The sequence below is a fragment of the Megasphaera sp. An286 genome (assembly GCF_002163455.1).
In the GTDB taxonomy this organism is placed as follows: Bacteria; Bacillota; Negativicutes; order Veillonellales; family Megasphaeraceae; genus Megasphaera; species Megasphaera stantonii.
The window spans coordinates 31,419-51,392 of the sequence record NZ_NFIY01000012.1; the positions used below are offsets into that span (position 1 = coordinate 31,419).

Here is a 19,974-nt window from a genome sequence, read left to right on the forward strand (position 1 = left end):
TATTTATCTTCTTTCGTATTCCCGTTCTACGCGCTGTTCCAGCAGGGCCGCTTCGCGTTCGATGCGCTGAATGGCCTCGGTCATATCCCGCACGTACTGCTCGTCTGTAATAGACTGTAAATTGACGCGGACGCTGTAAAAAGCCGACCGCATGGCAGAGCGGGCGTTCATGGCCGCAATGGCTCCGTCCGTAATAACCCACTTATTGCCGTAGCGCACGGTCTGCTCCGCCAGCTGCACGAGGACGAAAATATCCTTTCCCAGAGAAAAGGGGATTTCCGCCGCTTCCTTGAAGGCCTGCTGCACGATGTCTTTCCGATTGGGCGTATCCTTAGGCAGCCGCACGGCCCGGATTACGCCGTCAAAGGCCGCCGCGTCCTCGGCAATGCCGGCCAGATAGCGTATGCGCAGGTCTCGGGCCTGCATCTTGATGGACTCCATCAGCTTGGCCACGTCTTCATACCCTTTTTTGCCGAGGGTCAGGTTTGCCACCATCTCGACGAGGGCCGCCGCCGAAGCTGCCGTCATGGCCGCGATGCCGCCGCCGCCGGGAACGGGCTCCTTAGAGGCCGTCGCTTCCAGCAGGGCGTCGAGGGGCATGGACTGGAAGCGGCTGAAATCGGGCTTAGAACAATCCTGTGATAACGCCATTTTCATCGATATCCATTCTATTAGCAGCGGGAACCTTCGGCAAGCCCGGCATCGTCATAATGTCGCCGGTCTGGCAGACGATAAAGCCTGCGCCGGTGCAGACGCGCACGTCCTTGACAGTAACGGTGAAGTCCTTCGGTGCACCGAGGAGAGCCGGGTCATCGGACAAGGAATACTGCGTTTTCGCTACGCAGAGAGGCATCTTGTCGAGGCCGAATTTTTCTAGCTCGGCAACCTGTTTCTGCGCTTTGCTTTCAAAGACGACGCCTGCGCCGCCGTAAATCTTTTTGACGATCGTTTCCATCTTCTGGGCGATGGTGTCGTTTACGTCGTACAGCGGCTTGTACGGCGTCTGCGGCTGGGCGATGAGCTGCAGTACCTTTTCTCCCAATTCTACGCCGCCCTTGCCGCCTTCGGCCCAGCAGTTATTGAGGGCTGCGTCGACGCCGTAATCGGCGCAGAGCTGGCGGAGCGTCGCGATTTCCGCATCCGTATCGGTAGCAAATTTATTGATGCCGACGACGACGGGAACGTCGTAGGTACGCATATTTTCCACGTGCTTAGCCAAATTGGCAAAGCCCTTCTTCAAGGCTTCGATATTTTCTTCCTGCAAGTTCTTCTTGTCTACGCCGCCGTGCATTTTAAGAGCCCGGACTGTTGCGACGACGACGACGGCGTTCGGTTTGATGCCGGCGAAACGGCACTTAATGTCCATGAATTTTTCCGCGCCGAGGTCTGCGCCGAAACCGGCTTCCGTAACGGCGATCTCGCCCATCTTGAGGGCCAGCTTCGTAGCGACGACAGAGTTGCAGCCATGCGCGATGTTGGCGAAGGGGCCGCCGTGTACGAGGGCCGGCGTGTGCTCGATCGTCTGGACGAGGTTCGGCTTGATGGCGTCCTTCATGAGGATAGCCATTGCGCCTTCGACGCCGAGCTGGCGGGCCGTCACGAGGTTGCCGTCCAAGTCATAAGCTACGGTGATGTCACCCATGCGCTTCTTCAAGTCCATGAGGTCGCTGGCCAGGCACAGGGCCGCCATGATTTCCGAGGCAACGGTAATCATGAAGTGGTCTTCCCGCGGGAATCCGCAGACCTTGCCGCCCATGCCGACGACGATGTTGCGCAGGGCCCGGTCGTTCATGTCCATGACGCGCTTCCAGATGACGCGGCGCACGTCGATGCGCAGGGCGTTGCCCTGATGAACGTGGTTGTCGATGGCAGCGGCCAGAAGATTGTTGGCCGCCGTAATAGCGTGCATGTCGCCTGTAAAATGGAGATTAATATCTTCCATCGGCAGTACCTGCGAGTAGCCGCCGCCGGCAGCGCCGCCCTTAATGCCGAATACGGGGCCAAGGGACGGTTCGCGCAGGGCGACGACGGCCTTATGCCCCATGTAGTTCAGCGCCTGGGCGAGGCCGATCGTCGTCAGCGTCTTGCCTTCGCCGGCCGGCGTCGGCGTAATAGCCGTGACGAGGACGAGCTTGCCGTCTTCGTTTTTCGAAAGGCGCTTGATAGCGTCAAAGGAAATCTTTGCCTTATATTTACCGTATAATTCCAAATCATCGTCAGTTAATCCGACTTTTTCCGCAATCTTTACGATCGGTTCCAGCGTGGTCTGCTGTGCAATTTCAATATCGCTTAATACCTGTGCCATGATTTGCGTCACTCCTGTTCGTAGCATAAAAAAATACCGACACTTCTGGAAATGTTGCCCAGACGGTCGGCTTCGCGTCAATCATGCTCCCCGTGGTTGATTCCACTTCCGTCAGTCACATGATTATGGACTTATTATACAAGAATTCTCCGTATACTGTCAATGACATTTGCCCCTTCCCGGATACAGCCCGGCTCCACAAAAATCAAAAAAGGGATATCACCTGGCGCATGTCGGCTAGTACGAAAAGAAGCCGGTTCACAGAGAACCGGCTTACATGCCATACGCAGTATGATTACATGTCGATTTCCTGTACCTCGCCAAAGGATACGGGGCCGCCGATAAAAATGCTGCGCAGCTCCTTGTCTTCTCCTTCTACGGCCGCGGCGATGGCAATCGCGCCGCCAGGCTGCTGAATCGTGCAGGACACGTTCTTTTTGCCTACGCAGGCCAGGGCCGCCGCTACAGCCGCCGAGCCTGAGCCGCAGCTCTGTTCCCAGTACAGCGTATCCGTCGCCGTCACGTATACGGCGGGGACCATATGCAGATGGGCCGGGTCAAAGAGGACGAGGCCGAACGCGTCCAGCTGTTCGTCCGACGCATAGTCCTGCAAGGCCGTCCAAAACATGTCCTTGTATTCCATTTCCGCTTCAGAGGCAAAGTGGACGAAATGAACGATGCCCGGCAGCTCGACGCGGAAAAAGCGGCTCGGCATGCCTCCTACGTCCAGGAGAACTGCTTCAACGGACAGGGGCAGGGGCATCTCGATATAGGCGTCGTAGGAGCCGTCAGGCCGTTTTTTCGCCTGAGCCTGCAGAACGCCGTCGCATCCCGAACAGGACACGGCATATTCGCCCCTATCTCCACCGGCCAGCTGCAAGGCATAGGCCGCAGCGGAGCGGGACGCGTTGCCGCAGAATTCGCCGCCCATCATGTCGACGCGCAGCGGCTGGCCTTCCGTCATGGATAAATACGCGACCTGCTCGGCGTCGACGCCCTTATCTTTCAGGAGCTTTGCTGCCAAGAAGCTACGCTGTTCCGGCGCGACATCGCTCAGCACAAATAAGGTCGTATTACCGCTGGGGTCTGCTTTTACATATTGCAGTTTCACGTTGCTCAACTTCCTTTCTATCTGATAAAAAAGGTACCGGCCATGCCGATACCTTTTTCTGTAATGCGACTTTTATTTCTTGACGAGTTCTTCTTCTACCTGAATGTGAAGTTCGTGAAGTTGTTTTTTCGTAACTTCCGACGGCGCTTCGCTCATGGGGTCGATAGCGTTCTGCGTCTTCGGGAAGGCGATGACGTCGCGGATGGACTTGCGTTTGAGCATGAGCATGATCATGCGGTCCAGGCCGAAGGCCAAGCCTCCGTGAGGGGGAGCACCGTATTCGAAGGCTCGGAGCAGGAAGCCGAATTTCTGTTCTGCTTCTTCCGGCGTAAGGCCGATAGCCTTAAATACGCGCTGCTGCAAATCAGGCTGGTAAATACGGAGGGAGCCGCCACCCAGTTCGACGCCGTTGAGAACGAGGTCGTATGCCTTAGCATAGACGTGAGCCGGGTCTGTTTCCAATTTATCCAGGTCTTCGTCGCGGATAGCCGTGAACGGATGATGCATGGCGACGTAGCGTTTTTCTTCTTCGCTGTATTCGAACATAGGGAAATCAACGACCCAGGTGAAGGCGAATTTGCTTTCGTCGATCATGTTCATGCGGCGGGCCATTTCCTTACGCAGTTCGCCGAGAGCTGCCGCGACGACGGCCGGTTTGTCGGCAATCATGAGAACCAAGTCGCCCGTTTCGCTGCCGCACTTTTCGCCGATAGCTTTGAGCGTATCTTCGCCGAGGAATTTCTTAACCTGCGATTTCAGCGTGCCGTCTTCCATGAAGCAGATCCATGCCAGGCCCTTGGCGCCGTAGCGGGATACGTATTCGACGAGGTTGTCCAGTTCGCGGCGCGGAATGCCGGCGTCGCCCTTGACGTTGATGGCCTTGACCTGGCCGCCGTTGTCGACAACGGAGCGGAACACTTTGAATTCCGTATCGCGGACGAGGTCCGTAATGTCGGTAAACTTCATGTCGAAGCGCAGGTCCGGCTTATCAGAGCCGTAGTTTTCCATGGCGTAGTCCCAGGTCATGCGGTGAATCGGCAGTTCTACGTCGTGGCCCAGCGTTTCCTTGAAGATATAGTGAACCATTTCTTCGACGAGCGTCAAGATTTCTTCCTGATCCATAAAGGACATTTCCATGTCCAGCTGAGTGAATTCAGGCTGGCGGTCGGCGCGCAGGTCTTCATCGCGGAAGCAGCGGGCGATCTGATAGTAGCGGTCCATGCCGGAAATCATGAGCAGCTGTTTGAAAATCTGCGGAGACTGGGGCAATGCATAGAACTTACCTTCGTTGACGCGGCTCGGTACGAGGTAGTCGCGGGCGCCTTCAGGCGTGCTCTTGCACAGCTCCGGCGTTTCGATATCGATAAAGCCGTGTTCGTTCAGGAACGTGCGCATAGCGTGTTTTACTTTATGGCGCATGATGAGGTTGTTCTGCATTTCCGGACGGCGCAGGTCGAGATACCGGTATTTCAAGCGGATCTTTTCATCGACGTCGATGTTATCTTCAATGTAGAACGGCGGCGTCTTGGACGAGTTGAGAATACGCAGCTCTTCGCAACGGATTTCAATCGTGCCGGTCTTCATCTTCGGGTTTACCGTATCCTTATCGCGCATGCGCACGACGCCGCGGACAGCCAGAACGTATTCCGTACGGACCTGTTCGGCCTTTTTAAAGGAAACTTCTTCGTAATCCGGCGAGGCTACGACCTGTACAATGCCCGTACGGTCGCGGAGATCGATGAAAATCAATCCGCCGTGGTCGCGGCGGCGTTCCACCCAGCCGCACAGAATTACTTCTTTGCCATTGTCCGCTTCGCTGACTTCAGCGCAATATTGCGAGCGGTGCAAACCTTCCATTGTATCCATGAATGAATCATCCCTTCTTATGTGTTTCCATATATGCAACAATTCCGTCGATCGGAACGCTGACTTGCTCTTTCGTAGCCATATCGCGAACCTGAGCCTGGCCGGCGGCCAGCTCTTCTTCGCCGATAATGACTGTATAATCGGCTTCCAGGCGGTTGGCTGACTTCATCTGCCCCTTCATGCTGCGGCCCATCGTGTCGATTTCAGCATACATGCCCTTGGCACGAAGCTGCTGCTGGAGGCTGAAGGCTTCCGTCTTAGCCGCGTCGCCGAGGGCTACGATGAATACGGGTCGCTTCTTTTCCACCGGCGGCAGCAGGCCTTGTTCCTTCAAGGTCAGGAGCAGCCGTTCCATGCCGATGGCAAAGCCGATGCCCGGCGTCGCCGGACCGCCCACTTCTTCGATGAGGCCGTCATAGCGGCCGCCGCCGCAGACCGTGCTCTGAGCCCCTAAGGGAGCGTACATGATTTCAAAGGCCGTATTCGTATAATAATCCAAGCCGCGGACGAGGCGCGGATCCAATTCGTAAGGAATGCCGATCTTCGTCAGGTATTCCTGAACCTTGGCAAAGTGCTCCTTGCAGTCGTCGCAAAGGTTGTCCGTCAATTCGGGAACGCCGACAGCGGCCTGCTTGCAGCCTTCTTCCTTGCAGTCGAGGACGCGCAGGGGATTTTTTTCCAGACGGGCCTTGCAGTCGTCGCAGAGCTGATCTTTTTTGTCGGCGAAGAAATCGAGGAGCTTCTGCCGGTAAATGGGACGGCATTTCGGGCAGCCGACGGAATTGAGATGAAGGACTAAATCGTTCAGTCCCAATTCGCGGAACAGCTGAAAGGCCATCGCGATGATTTCCGCATCGACGGCCGGGTCCTTCGAGCCGATTTCTTCAACGCCGAACTGATTAAACTGGCGGTACCGTCCAGCCTGGGGACGGTCGTGACGGAACATGGGCCCCATGTAATAGAACTTATGAACCTTCGGGTCGCCGTATAATTTATGCTCCAAATACGCGCGGACGACGGATGCCGTATTTTCAGGGCGCAAGGTCATGCTGCGGCCGCCGCGGTCATTGAAGGTGTACATTTCTTTCGTAACGACGTCGGTCGTCTCGCCGATGCCGCGCAAAAACAATTCGGTACTTTCAAACAAAGGGGTACGAATTTCGCCGAACCCGTAAAGCGAACAGATCTGACGGATTTTCTGCTCTAAAATCTGCCAGTCTGCCGTTTGTTCCGGCAAGAAATCCTGCGTACCTCTGGGTGCGGTAATTGCCATTACAAATCCTCTCCTCCATATATGATAGCACACAAACGGCGGCGCTGCCTCATATTTTCCGGCAGAGCCTCTATGTATCTGTCTATGTCCTTAGGCATGTACAGCTTTTCCAGACTGTGGCCGTCGCTGCGGACAAATTTCGTCGCTCCCCCCGGCCCGGCGGCCAGGACGGTTCCCCGTTCTTCCATCATTTCGATGTTGTAGGGGCTGATGGCTCCCGGCAAGGCGTAGCCGACGTTGGCGAAGCTGGCGGCCATGTAGGTCTGCCGATACATATAATACGGTCCGTAGCCGCCTTCCTGCAGCGTTTGCCAGCACACGTCCAGCATAGCGCCCACTTCCTCGGCAGAAGGGATGTCCTCCCGCAGGGGGTGATGAAATAAAGGCGCCCGTTTTTTTAATGCTAACGTATGAATTGTAACATTTTCTGGGTGCAGTTGGCAAACAATTTCCATATTTTCCCGCATATCCTCTACGGTTTGGCCGGGAAGGCCGGCGATAAAGTCCATATTGACGACGGGAAAGGCCATTTGTCTGCATCGCTCGTACATGTCGTATATATCTTCCGTCGTATGCCGCCGTCCGATGGCGTCGAGAAGGCGCTGCTGCATCGTCTGGGGATTGACGCTGATACGTGTCACGCCGCTGCAGCGCAGCAAGGCCAATACGTCTTCCGATGCCGTATCGGGCCGCCCCGCTTCGACAGTCCACTCTTCCGCGCCGGCAAAGACGGAGCTCATGGCCATCATCAGCCGCCGCAGTATTGGCAGGGGCAGGCACGTCGGCGTGCCGCCGCCTACGTAAGCCGAGCGGATGCGCAGGCCGTACTGCCGGCACAAACGGCCCATATCTTCTATATCGGCGACGATGGCGTCGGCAAAATCCTGAAGTGCGCCATCGTTCTCTTCTCCGATAAGACGCGAAGGAAAGGAACAGTACACGCAATGGCTGGGACAGTAGGGAATGCCGACATATACGGAAATATCCTTCTTGCCGCCCGTCACATAGGGCCGCTGCACCGCCGCTATCTGGACGAGAAACTTCGCCGTGTCTTCCGCCACCTCATACCGGCTGCACAGATGACGACGGGCTGCTTCCTCATCCATCTCTTCGTCAAACAGGCGATGGACTAATTTGGTAGGCCGCACGCCGATGAGAGTTCCCCACTGGCTCTTGGGCTTGCCGCTGAACTGTTCGTGCCAATGGAGGAGGCAGTCCTTGATATCGGCCCGCTCGGCTCCCGGCCGGGACAGCCAGGCTTCCGACCGCCAGGTGCCGTCGCCGCCGAAGGCGCAGGACAAACGGAGACGGCCGTCCCGTTCTTCCAGGACGACCGCTGCGCCTATAGTGCGGCATTCGCGGCCGCCGACATAGCCCAGGGAGGCCATGACCTGGCCGACGAGGGAATGATATCGTTCGGGGCCGCTGTAGCTGTAGGTCTGAAGGTCCGGCGTATTATTCATGTTCGCCTTGTTCAGCCTCCCGTTTCTTTTCACATTCTTCACAATAGCCGTATACCTTGAGCTGATGATCTACCGTATGGAAATGGAGGCGCTTCTGTAAAATAGACTCCAGCGTTTCCAGCAGGTCGTCCTGGCATTCCCACACCTTGCCGCAGCCCATGCAGATCAGGTGATGATGGAAATGACCTTCGTTGTCGCGGTCGTTCAATTCGTAGCGGCTGCATCCGTCGTCAAAATCGAGCTTTTTCAGAAGATCCATTTCCGTGAACAAGTCGAGCGTCCGATATACCGTAGCCAGGCCGATGTCCGGAGACATCTTCTTTACGATTTCAAAGACTTCTTCGGCGTTCATGTGGCGGATATCGCTTTCGACGAAGGCCCGCAGGATGACCTGCCGCTGCGACGTCATCTTGCATTTCTTATCTTTTATCTTGTCTTTCATGCGCTTCATCATGATATTCATGATTTCTTCTTTACTGGTGTTGTTAGTTTCCATATGTATTCATCGCCTTTTCTTTATACGTATTGTAAAACCACAAATGCTTGCACAAAATCTGCAGGACCGCCGTTACGGGTACGGTCAGTATCATGCCGGCCACGCCGAACAGGGTGCCGCCGATGAGCAGCGCGATGACGATGACGACGGGATGGAGGCTGATAACCGCCCCCATGACCTGCGGCATGATGAGGTGACTGTCTATCTGCTGGATGATGACGTAAAATACGAGGACCTTGACCGACAAGGTCAGGTCGACAGTCGCTCCCAGCAGGATAGCCGGTATGGCTCCCACGATAGGTCCGACGATAGGAACCCATTCTGTAATGGCTGCAATCAGGCCGATGACCATGGGATAGGGAACGCCCATAGCCCACATGCCGAGAAAGGTCAGCGTGGCGATAATGCAGCTCATGAGCAGCTGGCCGCGTATGTAGCGGCTCAGCACCGTGTGTATTTCATCAAACACCACCGCCAGCTGAGGCCGGTAGTGCTCCGGATAAATATTGACAAAGGACCGTACCATGCGGCCGCCGTCCTTCATGAAGTAAAACGTAATGAAGGGGACGACGAAAAATTCCACGACCGTGCCGGCTATGACGAAGACGGAACGGATGAGATTGGTCACGCCTTCTACGCCGTAATTGCCGACCTTAACGAAGGCGTCGTTGATGATGACCTTGATCTGCTCGGGAATGTAAAACTGCGTCTGTTCGTTTTCCAGCTGGTTGACCAGCGCCGCCGTCTGGGCCACCAGGTTGTTGAAGTTGGCCGCCAATAAATTCAGCTGATACAGCAGCGGCTTGAGTATGACGTTCGTCAGGCCGGTCATGACCAGGATAAACGTAAAAAACGAAAGGAGTATGGCTATGTCCGCGGGCAGACGCCGATTCGTCAGCTTGTAGCACAGGCGCATAAACAGATTTCGCATCGGCATCAGGATGAACGTCAGGATCAGCGATATGACGACGGGCCAGTAGATGGAATGGACCAGCAGGAACAGCGCGCCGGCGAGAGCCGTCAGGGTGACGCGCAGCCAGAACTGGGATTCCTTGTACATAGACATGGCTTACCAGCCTCCGTATAGGAAGGGGTTTCCCCGCCGTTCTTCCCCTATAGTCGATTCCGGCCCGTGTCCCGGCAGGACGACCGTATCGTCAGGCAGGCCCATGAGCTTGTCGTTGATGCTGCTGATGAGCGTGCGGGACGAGCCGCCGTATAAATCCGTACGGCCTACGGAATAGCGGAACAAGGTGTCTCCGGAAAAGACGACGCCTTCGCCGTACAGGCACAGGCCGCCCGGCGTGTGGCCCGGCGTTTCAATGACCGTAAAGGACAGGTTGCCCAAGGTAATCGTATCGCCTTCATGGGCAATGTAATCGGGCGACGTGCATTCGATGGGATGGCCCATAAACAGGGACAGGTTGTTTCTGGAATTGCTGATCAAATCCTTATCGCCTTCGCCGATGTACACGGGGACGTTCTTACGGTTCCGCAGTTCCTGCAGCGCCCCGATGTGGTCGGCATGGCCGTGGGTCTGAAATATAAATTTTAAATGGAGCTGGTGATCCTCCAAAGCCTGGTTAATCTTGTCGTAATCCCAGGCCGGATCGACGACCATCGCGTCTTTCGTCTCGCTGTCATATACGATGTAGCAGTTTGTCATAACGGGCCCCAACATCATTGTCATATATTTCATGCTCATATCAGTGTCCTCCTAAAATAATTTTTTGCTGTCTACGAGGATCGTAACCGGGCCGTGGTTTTCCAGCGAAACGACCATTTCCGTCCGAAACCGGCCCGTAGCCGTGCGGATGCCCATAGCGCTCACGGCGGAGACGAACTTCTCATACAGCGCTTCGGCCAGTTCCGGCGGCGCCGCTTCGGTAAAGCTGGGCCGGCGGCCATGGCGGGCGTCGCCGCACAAGGTGAATTGCGACACGACGAGCATGTCGCCGCCGATATCGACGAGGGACCGGTTCATCTTTCCCTTGTCGTCTTCAAAAATACGCAGGTTGGCGATCTTTTCCGCCATGTACAGCGCGTCCTTTTCGTCGTCGTCCTGGACCACGCCCAGCAGGACCGTCAGGCCCAATCCTGCGCGGCCCGTTTCCACGCCTTCCGACGTCACGGACGACGTCAGCGTTCTCTGCACTACTGCTCTCATTGCTGTCCTCCTGTATAGCGCTGTACGAGGTATACGTCCTTCAAGCGCCGGATTTTCGTCGTGACGAATTCAAACTGAGCCAAATCCTTGATGCTGATGCTCATATGAATCGTAACGCTCTTTGTGTCGTTGACTTTCGCGTTGACAGACAGGACGGAAATCTTCATTTCCGCCAGGGCCGCCATGATTTCCGCCATGATGCCCGTGCGGTCGTAGGCGACGATTTCCATGCTGACTTCAAAGTTTTCATTGCTGCCGTATTCCCATTCCACGTCGATGAGGCGGTCGATGTCGTTCTGGTTGTTGCTGATATTAGGACAGTCGGCCCGATGGACTGAAACGCCGCGGCCCCGCGTAATAAAGCCGATGATCGGGTCGCCCGGCACAGGGCTGCAGCACTTGGCCAGCCGTACTAGAAGGCCTGGCTCGCCCTTGACCAGCACGCCCGTGCCGTTGGATTTGACGGGCTTCTTCGGCTTGAGCTTTTCTATCATGGACAGGCTGCTCTTTTCTTCCTGCTTCTGCAGTTCCTTCTTATGCAGCTCCAGCAGCTTGATGAGGACCGTATTGACGGCGAATCCGCCGTAGCCTACGGCGGCGACGAGGTCGTCTTCCGAGCCGGCGTTCATCTGCTTAGCAACCCGGGCCAGGCGGCCGGCCGTATTGATGGCCTTCCAGTCGTGGCCTAAGCGCTTGCATTCCCGTTCCAATGCTTCGGCGCCTTTCAGGATATTGTCTTCTCTATTTTCCTTCTTGAACCAGTTGCGGATTTTCGAGCGGCTTTCGGAGCTGCCGACGATTTTCAGCCAGTCCAGGCTGGGCTTCCCGACCTTAGACGTGATGATTTCTACGATATCGCCGTTTTTCAGCGCGTAATCCAGCGGCACGATCTTGCCGTTTACCTTGGCGCCGACGCAGCGATGGCCGACGTCCGTATGGATGCGGTAGGCAAAGTCGATGGGAATAGCCCCCTGGGGCAGGTCGATGACGTCGCCCCGCGGCGTAAAGACGAAGACTTCGTCGGAGAAGGCGTCGAGCTTGAGGGCGTTGACGAATTCCTGGGGATTGCTCGTATCCTGCCATTCGAGGAGGTTGCGGAGCCAGCCCATCTTTTCGTCGAATTCGTTCTTGCCGGCGTTGGCGTTGCCTTCCTTATACCGCCAATGGGCCGCGACGCCGTATTCGGCGATGTGATGCATTTCCCAGGTCCGAATCTGGATTTCTACGGGCTGCCCTCTCGTGCCGATGACCGTCGTATGCAGGGACTGGTAGTTGTTCGGCTTCGGCATGGCGATGTAGTCCTTGAAGCGGTACGGCAGGGGCTTCCACAAGCTGTGGACGATGCCCAGGACACCGTAGCAGTCCTGAACGGAATCGACGATGACCCGGATGGCGAACAAGTCGTATACCTGGCTGAGATCGCGGTTATCTTTTTTCATCTTTTTATAAATGCTGTAAAAATGTTTCGGCCGGCCGTTGATCTCGCATTGGATATGGGCGTCCTCCAGGGCTTTGCGCAGTACGTCGATGGCTTCGTTGATGATTTCCTCGCGGACGTGCCGCTTCTGCTTCATCTGATCTACCAGGTCGTAGTATTTATCGGGTTCCAAATAGCGGAAGGACAAGTCTTCCAATTCCCACTTGATATTGAAAATACCGAGGCGATGAGCCAGGGGCGCGAAGATTTCCAGCGTTTCCTGGGCGATGCGCTTTTGCTTGTCGCTGCGCATGTACCGCAGGGTCCGCATGTTGTGCAGGCGGTCGGCCAGCTTGATGACGACGACCCGCACGTCCTTGGCCATGGCCAGAAACATCTTGCGCATGCTGTTGAGCTGCTGGTCTTCCTTGGTCCGGTAATTGAGACGGCTCAACTTCGTGACGCCGTCGACGAGGAAGGCCACTTCCTTGCCGAAGAGATTTTTCAAATCGTCCAGCGTATAGTCCGTATCTTCGACAACATCGTGCAGAAGAGACGCCGTAATGGTCCGCGTGTCGATTTTCATATCCGCCAAAATCTGGGCCACAGCCAGCGGATGGAGGATATAGGGCTCGCCGCTGGCCCGGTGCTGTTCCTTATGGGCTTCGGAAGCTAAGGCATAGGCCTTTTTTACGTCGTCGCAGCCGGCATCGGGAAGATAGCTGTGAATCGTATCGATTAAATGTTGAAACGCTTTATCCGGCTCGGTAAAGGCCGTTGCTGCATCTTTATGTTCCATACAAATTCCCCCTTAGGTCTTACTGTATTTCTGATATGTCGGCGACATATGCAGGCACATTTTCCCGGAGAGGACGGGAAAATAATAAGACGGGCCGTCTACGTCGCTTCGTATTTTTAAAACGCCTATTTCCTTCAGCACGAGGATGGCCGCGTAAATGGCATGGGCTTCATACCGGTCGCCTTCAGCCGCCAAGGCGCGCTGCTGCACCTGCCATACGGGCATCCCCCATTCGGGAATGCATTTTTTCAAGGCCAAATATATATCTATCATGACGGCCCGGTCTAAATGGACGGGAATATCGGGGCCGCGCAGGTCCTGCACGACGAGCTGCGGCGACGCCACGCCGTTGAACTCGTTGCGCTCCAGCTGAAAGGCCACGTCGATGCAGTCGCCTTCCATGATTTCGTCGCAGGCCTCCGCCATAGACCATCCCACGCCGGATATCCGCGTATGTTTGCCGCTGCGCAGGACCAGCCGCAGGTGCTTTTTATCCCTGCCGATAGGCCGGGCTTCGTCGACCGTACAGCCCTGCAGGGAAAAGACGGGACGACTGTTGCCCATGCCGTAGGGCTCCAGCTGGCTCAGCTCGTCGACCAGAGACAGGGTAATATCGTCGGGCCGCAGTTCTCCGTCCACAGCCAGCTGCGGGATATAATCTTCTTCCTTCATATGGGCCGCCGCATAGTCTATCAAGCGCCGGCGGAACTCCTCGATGCGGTCGGCCTGTATGGAAAATCCAGCCGCCATGGGATGGCCGCCGTATTGAATCAGCAGGTCGTCGGCATACTGTAGCGCTTCGTACATATTAAAGCCGGCAATGCTCCGGCACGAGCCCTTGCCGACGCCGTCGTGAACGCTGATGACCAGCGACGGCCGGTAATACTCTTCTACCAGCCGCGACGCCGCGATGCCGATAACGCCGGCATGCCAGTCCTGCCCGTAGGCGACAAGCACGCCGTCGTCCCTTCTCTTCTCCGATTCAATCTGCTGCACTGCCTGGCGGGCGATGTCGTGCTCTATATCCTGCCGTTCCTTGTTCAGCTCGTTCAGCTCTTCAGCAATACGCCCGGCCTTTTCTTGATCCGTTTCCAGCAAAAGGCGCACGCCCTTTTCGGCGTGGCTGATGCGGCCGGCAGCGTTGAGGCGCGGCGCCGCCGTAAAGGCGATGCGGCCGGCGCTGATCGAATCTGGCGTCAGGCCCGATACGGCCAGCAGCGCCTGAAGGCCCGTATTATAGCCTTCTTTCATCCGCTGCAGTCCGTCGCGAACGATGATGCGGTTTTCCCCCGTCAAGGGAACTAAATCGGCGATAGTCCCTAAGGCGGCGATTTCCGTATACCCGGCCAGGGCCTCGCCGCACAGGCGGAGCCACAAGGCCTGGCACAGCTTGTAAGCCACGCCGGCGCCGGCCAGCTCCTTAAACGGATAGGCGCAGCCTTCCTGCTTGGGATTCAGCACGGCGTAGGCCGGCGGTATGTCTGCCGGCGGCTCGTGGTGATCCGTCACGATGATATCCATGTCGCCGCGGAAGGAATCGACAATATCGTAGGAGGAAATACCGCAGTCCACCGTAATCAGCACATTCGTATGCTCGTCCTTCAAATGCTGTACGGCATCCCGGTTGAGGCCGTACCCTTCGCTCTGCCGTTCCGGTATATAAAAAGAGGGCTCGGCGCCCAAATCCGACAAGACCCAATACAGAAGCGACGTAGCCGTAATGCCGTCTACGTCATAATCCCCGTAAATGATAATCTTCTCTTTCCCTTCTATGGCCCGGCAGATGCGCTGCACTGCCTTTTCCATCCCTTTCATCAAAAAAGGGTCGCAGCTCTGTTCCAGCGAATCATAGAGAAAATGGCGCCCACATTCTGCCGAGGTGATACCTCTATGTACCAGAAGCTGCGCCAGTATAGGTGATATATGGAGTTGTTCAGACAATGAGCGCGCGCAGCCTTCGTCTGCCGGAATGACGCGCCATCTTTTTTTCATGACATCACAACGCATTCTCATAAATAATCACTATCAATAATCATATTCTTATTCTACCACGTTATATTCTCAAAATAAAGACATTGATGAAAAAAACTGTTATTTTCATGAAAAAAAACTGCCGCACCGTATGGTGCAGCAGTTTTCTTTATACGTACGCTATGCAGCGTTCAGACATTGCAGATTAAGCTTCAAAACCTTTCTGGAAACGTACATAGGTTTCGCGGCGGTTCTTAGCGTCGGCTTCTGTCTTCGCATACAATTCAGCAGCTTTTTCGGGGAGTGCCTTCTGGAGGGAAGCATAACGAACTTCGCCCTGGAGGAATTCCTGGAATTTGCTGTAATCCGGTTCTTTGGAGTCGAGGCTGAACGGATTCTTGCCTTCTTCTTTGAGAGCCGGGTTGTAGCGGAACAGATCCCAATAACCGCATTCGACAGCGAGTTTTTCTTCTGTCTGGCTCTTGCTCATGCCTTTGCGGATACCGTGGTTGATGCAAGGAGCGTAGCAGATGACGAGGGACGGGCCATGGTAAGCTTCAGCTTCTTTCAGAGCTTTGATGAGCTGGTTCTTGTCGGCGCCCATAGCTACCTGAGCTACGTATACATAGCCGTAGGAAATAGCCATCATGCCGAGGTCCTTCTTCTTCGTGCGTTTGCCGGCAGCAGCGAACTGTGCGATAGCAGCCGTCGGAGTAGCCTTGGAGGACTGGCCGCCCGTATTGGAGTAAACTTCCGTATCGAGTACGAGGACGTTTACGTCGTTGTCAGAAGCGAGGACGTGGTCAACGCCGCCGTAACCGATATCATAGGACCAGCCGTCGCCGCCGATGATCCACTGAGAACGTTTTACGAAGAACTGTTTCTTGTCGAGGAAGTCTTCGAGAACCGGTTTGCCTGCAGCTTCAGCTTCGAGGAGAGCCGTCAGCTTGTCAGCACGTTCACGGGAGCCTTCGCCTTCGTGTACGTTAGCAGCCCAGTCGCTCAAAGCAGCCTGGAGTTCTTCCGAAGCGACAGCTTTTGCTTCGTCGAGTTTAGCGACCAAATCCATGCGGACTTTGTCGACGCCCATGAACATGCCGAGGCCGAATTCAGCAGCGTCTTCGAACAAGCTGTTAGCCCATGCAGGACCATGGCCGGCAGCGTTCGTCGTGTACGGAGCAACCGGAGCAGATGCACCCCAAATGGAGGAGCAGCCTGTAGCGTTGGCGATCATCATGCGGTCGCCGAAGAGCTGCGTAACGAGTTTGACATACGGTGTTTCACCGCAGCCTGCGCATGCGCCGGAGAATTCGAGGAGCGGCGTTTCGAACTGGGAGCCGATAACGCTGTATTTGTTCTGCGGGTTAGCTTTCGGAGCAACCTTTTCCGTGCCATAGTACCAGAAGTCCATCTTAGCACGTTCTTCGTCCGTGTTCGGAACCATGGTGAGGGCTTTAACCGGGCAGACGTTTACGCAGCTGCCGCATTCGAGGCAGTCGAGCTGGTCGACGATGATAGCAACGTCGTATTCTTTGCCGGATTTAGCTTTAGCAGCTACTTTGTAGCCAGCCGGAGCAGCAGCCGTTTCTTCTTTCGTCGTCAATACCGGACGAATCGTAGCGTGCGGGCAGACGAAGGAGCACTGCATGCAGCCGATACATTTTTCAGCATCCCAGGACGGAACATGGAGAGCCGGGCCTGCTTTTTCAAATTTGGACGTGCCGGAAGGCATCGTGCCGTCTTCACGGCCGATGAATGCCGATACAGCGAGGTCGTCGCCAACCTGGCCGAGCATCGGAGCTGCAACGTTCGTGAAGTATTCCGGAGCCGGACGGCTTTCTACTACTTCGTCGACAGCGTCAGCCCAGGAAGCCGGATAGTTGACTTCATGGAATTCGCTTACGCCGGCGTCAACAGCAGCCCAGTTCATGTCGACGACATTCTGGCCTTTCTTGCCGTAGCTCTTAACGATGGAGTCTTTCAGGTATTTAACAGCGTCTTCCAGAGGAATAACTTTTGCCAATGCGAAGAACGCAGCCTGCATTACCATGTTGATGCGGGTGCCGAGGCCAAGTTTCTGGCCGATAGCGTCGCCGTTCAACGTATAGAATTTAACGTGGTTCTTAGCGATGTCGCGTTTGATCTTAGCCGGCAGTTCTTTGTCCAGTTCTTCGTCGGTCCACGTGCAGTTCAGCATGAACGTGCCGCCGTCTTTAATGCCGCGGAGCAGGTCGAAGCGTTTTACATAGGACTGACGATGGCAAGCGATGTAGTCAGCTGCGTCGATGAGGTACGGCATGTCGATAGGTTTCGTGCCGAAACGCAGGTGAGAAATCGTTACGCCGCCGGATTTCTTGGAGTCATAAGCGAAGTATGCCTGAGCATACATATCCGTGTGGTCGCCGATGATCTTGATAGCCGACTTGTTAGCGCCGACCGTGCCGTCAGAGCCGAAGCCCCAGAATTTGCAAGCCGTAAGGCCCGTCGTGTCAAGCGGCATCTTCGGTGCGCGCGGAAGGGACAGGTTCGTAACGTCGTCTTCGATGCTGAGGGTGAAGCCGTTGAGCGGATGTTCTTTCTTGAGTTCTGTGAATACGGACAAGATGTCTTCCGGCAGAACGTCTTTGGAGCCCAAGCCGGCGCGGCCGCCGATAACGTCGATATTGAGGCCTTCTTCTTTTACGAAGCCGACGATATCGAGGTACAGGGGTTCGCCGAGGGAGCCCGGTTCCTTCGTACGGTCGATAACGGCAATCTTCTTAACCGTCTTCGGCAATACGTTGAGGAGGTATTTATTGGAGAACGGACGATAGAGGTGAACGTTGATAGCGCCGACTTTTTCGCCCTGGCTCTGCAAGTATTCGACAGCCTGTTTAGCTACGTCGGACAAGGAGCCCATGGAAACTACGACATATTCAGCGTCTTCAGCGCCGTAGTAGTTGAACGGTTTGTAGGTGCGGCCCGTGATCTTGGAGATTTCATCCATGTAGCCAGCTACGATATCAGGCATAGCTTCGTAGTATTTGTTGCTGGCTTCTGTGTGCTGGAAGTAAACGTCCGGGTTTTCTGCAGTGCCGCGGATTTCCGGATGATCCGGGTTCAAAGCGCGTTTGCGGAAAGCTTTTACAGCGTCCCAGTCGATGAGGTTACGGAAGTTTTCGAAGTCCATAACTTCAACCTTTTGGATTTCGTGAGACGTACGGAAACCGTCGAAGAAGTTGATGAACGGCAAGGAACCTTTCAAAGCGGATAAGTGAGCTACGCCGCCGAGGTCCATAACTTCCTGTACGTTGGATTCAGCCAAGAGACAGCAGCCGGAAGCACGAGCGGACATAACGTCCTGGTGGTCGCCGAAAATGCTCAGGGCATGGTTAGCCAACGCACGAGCGGAAACGTGGAATACGCCCGGGAGAAGTTCGCCGGCAACTTTGTACATATTCGGGATCATCAGCAAGAAGCCCTGGGATGCCGTATATGTAGTCGTCAAAGCGCCTGCCTGCAAAGAACCGTGGAATGCGCCAGCTGCACCAGCTTCAGACTGCATTTCGAAAACTTTGACCGGATGGCCAAAGAGGTTCTTCATGCCTGCTGCAGCCCAATCATCGACATGTTCGGCCATAGGCGAAGACGGCGTGATCGGATAAATTGCGGCAACTTCAGTAAATGCATAGGACACCCATGCAGCTGCTTCGTTGCCATCCATGGTTTTGAATTTGCTCATAGATAAAACACGCTCCTTATAAAAATATATACCTCAATATAGGTTTTCCTATATTGCAGACAAAGTTAAAAGACATTCCGAATTTACTCGCGCGTCCCTTGCGTTGCATGCATCGCAGCTTCCAGTCTGTGATTCCATTCACAAGGCAGGCACACGCGTCCCGCTTCAAAAATAAAAACAGGAAGGTACGGATAATATTCAAAAAAGGTATTGATATTATTGCAAATTTGTAATACTATAATGATAGTATTACAGTTTTGCACACTCACGCCTTTTTTATGTATTTTCTGACCATCACATCCGAACGACTTTGTAACTTTTCCTTACGAGTTAATTATATGCCTAAGCAAATTGAAATTCAATAGGATTATGCCGGATTGCGATGCGATTTTGAACATTGGTTTGTGCCATTTTGTAAACGTATACTGTTTAGGTATTATTATAGGGAGGTGGCATTATGGATTTTCATCATCTCAAATATTTTGTAGAAGTCGCCGATAAAAAATCCTTCAGCAAAGCGGCCCGGACGCTGCATATTTCCCAATCTGCAATCAGCCGCACGATCAAGGCCCTGGAAGAAGAATTAGGCGTCGTCTTGTTTATGCGCAACGCCAAGGCCGTGGAATTAACCGACGCCGGCACGATATTCCTCTCCCACGCCAAGCGCGTCGTCTTCATGTTCGAGCATTTGAAGACCGACTTTGAAAACGAATTCAAGCTGGAGCAAGGGACGGTCCTCATCGGCCTGCCGCCTATTACGGGCGCGCCGATTTTCGCCAATCTCTTAGGGGCCTTTAAGCAGGAATACCCGCAGATTGAGCTCGACCTGTACGAGCACGGCTCGAAAAAGGTCGAAATCAGCGTGCAGGAAGGCCTCATCGACCTGGGCATCGTCTGTACCCAGCCGAAGGAAAAGGATTTCGAATCGTTCTTCCTGACCCAGGACCCGATGAACGTCATCATCCACCGGGACAACATCCTGAGCAAGGAAAAGACCATTCCCCTGAAAAAGCTGGCCAACGAATCGCTGGTATTATATCGCGACGACTTCAACCTGCACGACGAAATCATCCAGCACTGCAAGAAAATCGGCTTCCAGCCGAAAATCGTATTTGAAACGAGCCAGCGCGACCTCATGATTCAGACCGTCGTGGCCAACCTGGGCGTAGCGCTCCTGCCGAGCCGCCTCTGCCCGACGAAGGAAACGAATCCGCGCGTGTCCGAATCGGTCGTCGTCCGTCCGTTAGTAGAGCCGGAAATCATGCACGTATTGTACGTTATCTGGAAACGGGGACATTACCTCTCCCACGCAGCCCAGTTGTGGCTCGACTTCGTCCGCAACAAAGCCCGCGTCATTTCCAATTTATAACTCAGGCGCATTGCAG

Annotated in this window: 14 protein-coding genes and 1 riboswitch; of the genes, 1 reads left to right on the forward strand and 13 read right to left on the reverse strand. The window is 54.9% G+C overall.

All coding sequences use genetic code 11. The features are described 5' to 3' along the window. Window positions 1–3: 3 nt before the first annotated feature. The 13 genes from B5F80_RS06875 to nifJ form a co-directional block, all read right to left on the reverse strand. Window positions 4–657, reverse strand: a complete 654-nt coding sequence (locus B5F80_RS06875) for a cyclodeaminase/cyclohydrolase family protein (protein ID WP_239386319.1) — start codon at window positions 655–657, stop codon at window positions 4–6. After that, on the reverse strand, window positions 626–2,305 hold the full coding sequence (locus B5F80_RS06880; protein ID WP_087478085.1) for a formate--tetrahydrofolate ligase: 1,680 nt from the start codon (window positions 2,303–2,305) through the stop codon (window positions 626–628). The genes B5F80_RS06875 and B5F80_RS06880 overlap by 32 nt, the downstream gene beginning before the upstream one ends. Window positions 2,306–2,354: 49 nt before the next feature. Continuing rightward, window positions 2,355–2,434: riboswitch (ZMP/ZTP riboswitch) on the reverse strand. Window positions 2,435–2,600: 166 nt separating this feature from the next. Further along, window positions 2,601–3,416, reverse strand: coding sequence for a hypothetical protein (locus B5F80_RS06885; RefSeq protein ID WP_087478086.1), 816 nt, complete (start codon window positions 3,414–3,416; stop codon window positions 2,601–2,603). A gap of 72 nt (window positions 3,417–3,488) precedes the next feature. Beyond that, window positions 3,489–5,282, reverse strand: coding sequence for an aspartate--tRNA ligase (gene aspS / locus B5F80_RS06890; protein WP_087478087.1), 1,794 nt, complete (start codon window positions 5,280–5,282; stop codon window positions 3,489–3,491). Window positions 5,283–5,289: 7 nt separating this feature from the next. Next, window positions 5,290–6,555 carry a histidine--tRNA ligase gene (gene hisS, locus B5F80_RS06895; RefSeq protein ID WP_087478088.1) on the reverse strand — a complete coding sequence of 422 codons (1,266 nt, stop codon included), beginning with the start codon at window positions 6,553–6,555 and terminating at the stop codon, window positions 5,290–5,292. Continuing rightward, complete coding sequence (hemZ, locus tag B5F80_RS06900) at window positions 6,555–8,018, reverse strand: coproporphyrinogen dehydrogenase HemZ (protein WP_087478089.1); 1,464 nt, start codon at window positions 8,016–8,018, stop codon at window positions 6,555–6,557. Before hemZ ends, hisS begins: the two co-directional genes overlap by 1 nt. Further along, on the reverse strand, window positions 8,011–8,481 hold the full coding sequence (locus tag B5F80_RS06905) for a transcriptional repressor (RefSeq protein WP_087478117.1): 471 nt from the start codon (window positions 8,479–8,481) through the stop codon (window positions 8,011–8,013). Before B5F80_RS06905 ends, hemZ begins: the two co-directional genes overlap by 8 nt. Before the next feature lie 22 nt (window positions 8,482–8,503). After that, the gene (locus tag B5F80_RS06910; RefSeq protein ID WP_087478090.1) at window positions 8,504–9,580 is read right to left on the reverse strand and encodes an AI-2E family transporter; all 1,077 of its coding nucleotides are present in this window, start codon (window positions 9,578–9,580) and stop codon (window positions 8,504–8,506) included. A gap of 3 nt (window positions 9,581–9,583) precedes the next feature. Next, window positions 9,584–10,219 carry an MBL fold metallo-hydrolase gene (locus B5F80_RS06915; RefSeq protein ID WP_087478091.1) on the reverse strand — a complete coding sequence of 212 codons (636 nt, stop codon included), beginning with the start codon at window positions 10,217–10,219 and terminating at the stop codon, window positions 9,584–9,586. Between the two features lie 12 nt (window positions 10,220–10,231). Next, complete coding sequence (gene dtd, locus B5F80_RS06920; RefSeq protein WP_087478092.1) at window positions 10,232–10,681, reverse strand: D-aminoacyl-tRNA deacylase; 450 nt, start codon at window positions 10,679–10,681, stop codon at window positions 10,232–10,234. Continuing rightward, entirely contained in the window at window positions 10,678–12,897 is a 2,220-nt protein-coding gene (locus tag B5F80_RS06925) for a bifunctional (p)ppGpp synthetase/guanosine-3',5'-bis(diphosphate) 3'-pyrophosphohydrolase (RefSeq protein ID WP_087478093.1), read from the reverse strand. Before B5F80_RS06925 ends, dtd begins: the two co-directional genes overlap by 4 nt. A 12-nt stretch (window positions 12,898–12,909) precedes the next feature. Then, entirely contained in the window at window positions 12,910–14,889 is a 1,980-nt protein-coding gene (gene recJ, locus B5F80_RS06930; protein ID WP_087478094.1) for a single-stranded-DNA-specific exonuclease RecJ, read from the reverse strand. A gap of 184 nt (window positions 14,890–15,073) precedes the next feature. Continuing rightward, window positions 15,074–18,589 (reverse strand): pyruvate:ferredoxin (flavodoxin) oxidoreductase, encoded by a 3,516-nt coding sequence (nifJ, locus tag B5F80_RS06935; protein WP_087478095.1) that lies wholly within the window; start codon window positions 18,587–18,589, stop codon window positions 15,074–15,076. Between the two features lie 457 nt (window positions 18,590–19,046). On the opposite strand from nifJ, the gene B5F80_RS06940 reads away from it, so the two are divergent. Continuing rightward, on the forward strand, window positions 19,047–19,958 hold the full coding sequence (locus B5F80_RS06940) for a LysR family transcriptional regulator (RefSeq protein ID WP_014016983.1): 912 nt from the start codon (window positions 19,047–19,049) through the stop codon (window positions 19,956–19,958). Window positions 19,959–19,974 lie beyond the last annotated feature (16 nt).

What these genes read in the sequence shown, in the direction of transcription:
- B5F80_RS06875 (WP_239386319.1), bottom strand. Translation starts at nt 657, where the DNA reads ATGAAAATGGCGTTATCACAGGATTGTTCTAAGCCCGATTTCAGCCGC.
- B5F80_RS06880 (WP_087478085.1), bottom strand. Translation starts at nt 2,305, where the DNA reads ATGGCACAGGTATTAAGCGATATTGAAATTGCACAGCAGACCACGCTG.
- aspS (WP_087478087.1), bottom strand. Translation starts at nt 5,282, where the DNA reads ATGGATACAATGGAAGGTTTGCACCGCTCGCAATATTGCGCTGAAGTC.
- hisS (WP_087478088.1), bottom strand. Translation starts at nt 6,555, where the DNA reads ATGGCAATTACCGCACCCAGAGGTACGCAGGATTTCTTGCCGGAACAA.
- hemZ (WP_087478089.1), bottom strand. Translation starts at nt 8,018, where the DNA reads ATGAATAATACGCCGGACCTTCAGACCTACAGCTACAGCGGCCCCGAA.
- B5F80_RS06905 (WP_087478117.1), bottom strand. Translation starts at nt 8,481, where the DNA reads ATGAATATCATGATGAAGCGCATGAAAGACAAGATAAAAGATAAGAAA.
- B5F80_RS06910 (WP_087478090.1), bottom strand. Translation starts at nt 9,580, where the DNA reads ATGTCTATGTACAAGGAATCCCAGTTCTGGCTGCGCGTCACCCTGACG.
- B5F80_RS06915 (WP_087478091.1), bottom strand. Translation starts at nt 10,219, where the DNA reads ATGAGCATGAAATATATGACAATGATGTTGGGGCCCGTTATGACAAAC.
- dtd (WP_087478092.1), bottom strand. Translation starts at nt 10,681, where the DNA reads ATGAGAGCAGTAGTGCAGAGAACGCTGACGTCGTCCGTGACGTCGGAA.
- B5F80_RS06925 (WP_087478093.1), bottom strand. Translation starts at nt 12,897, where the DNA reads ATGGAACATAAAGATGCAGCAACGGCCTTTACCGAGCCGGATAAAGCG.
- recJ (WP_087478094.1), bottom strand. Translation starts at nt 14,889, where the DNA reads ATGAAAAAAAGATGGCGCGTCATTCCGGCAGACGAAGGCTGCGCGCGC.
- nifJ (WP_087478095.1), bottom strand. Translation starts at nt 18,589, where the DNA reads ATGAGCAAATTCAAAACCATGGATGGCAACGAAGCAGCTGCATGGGTG.
- B5F80_RS06940 (WP_014016983.1), top strand. Translation starts at nt 19,047, where the DNA reads ATGGATTTTCATCATCTCAAATATTTTGTAGAAGTCGCCGATAAAAAA.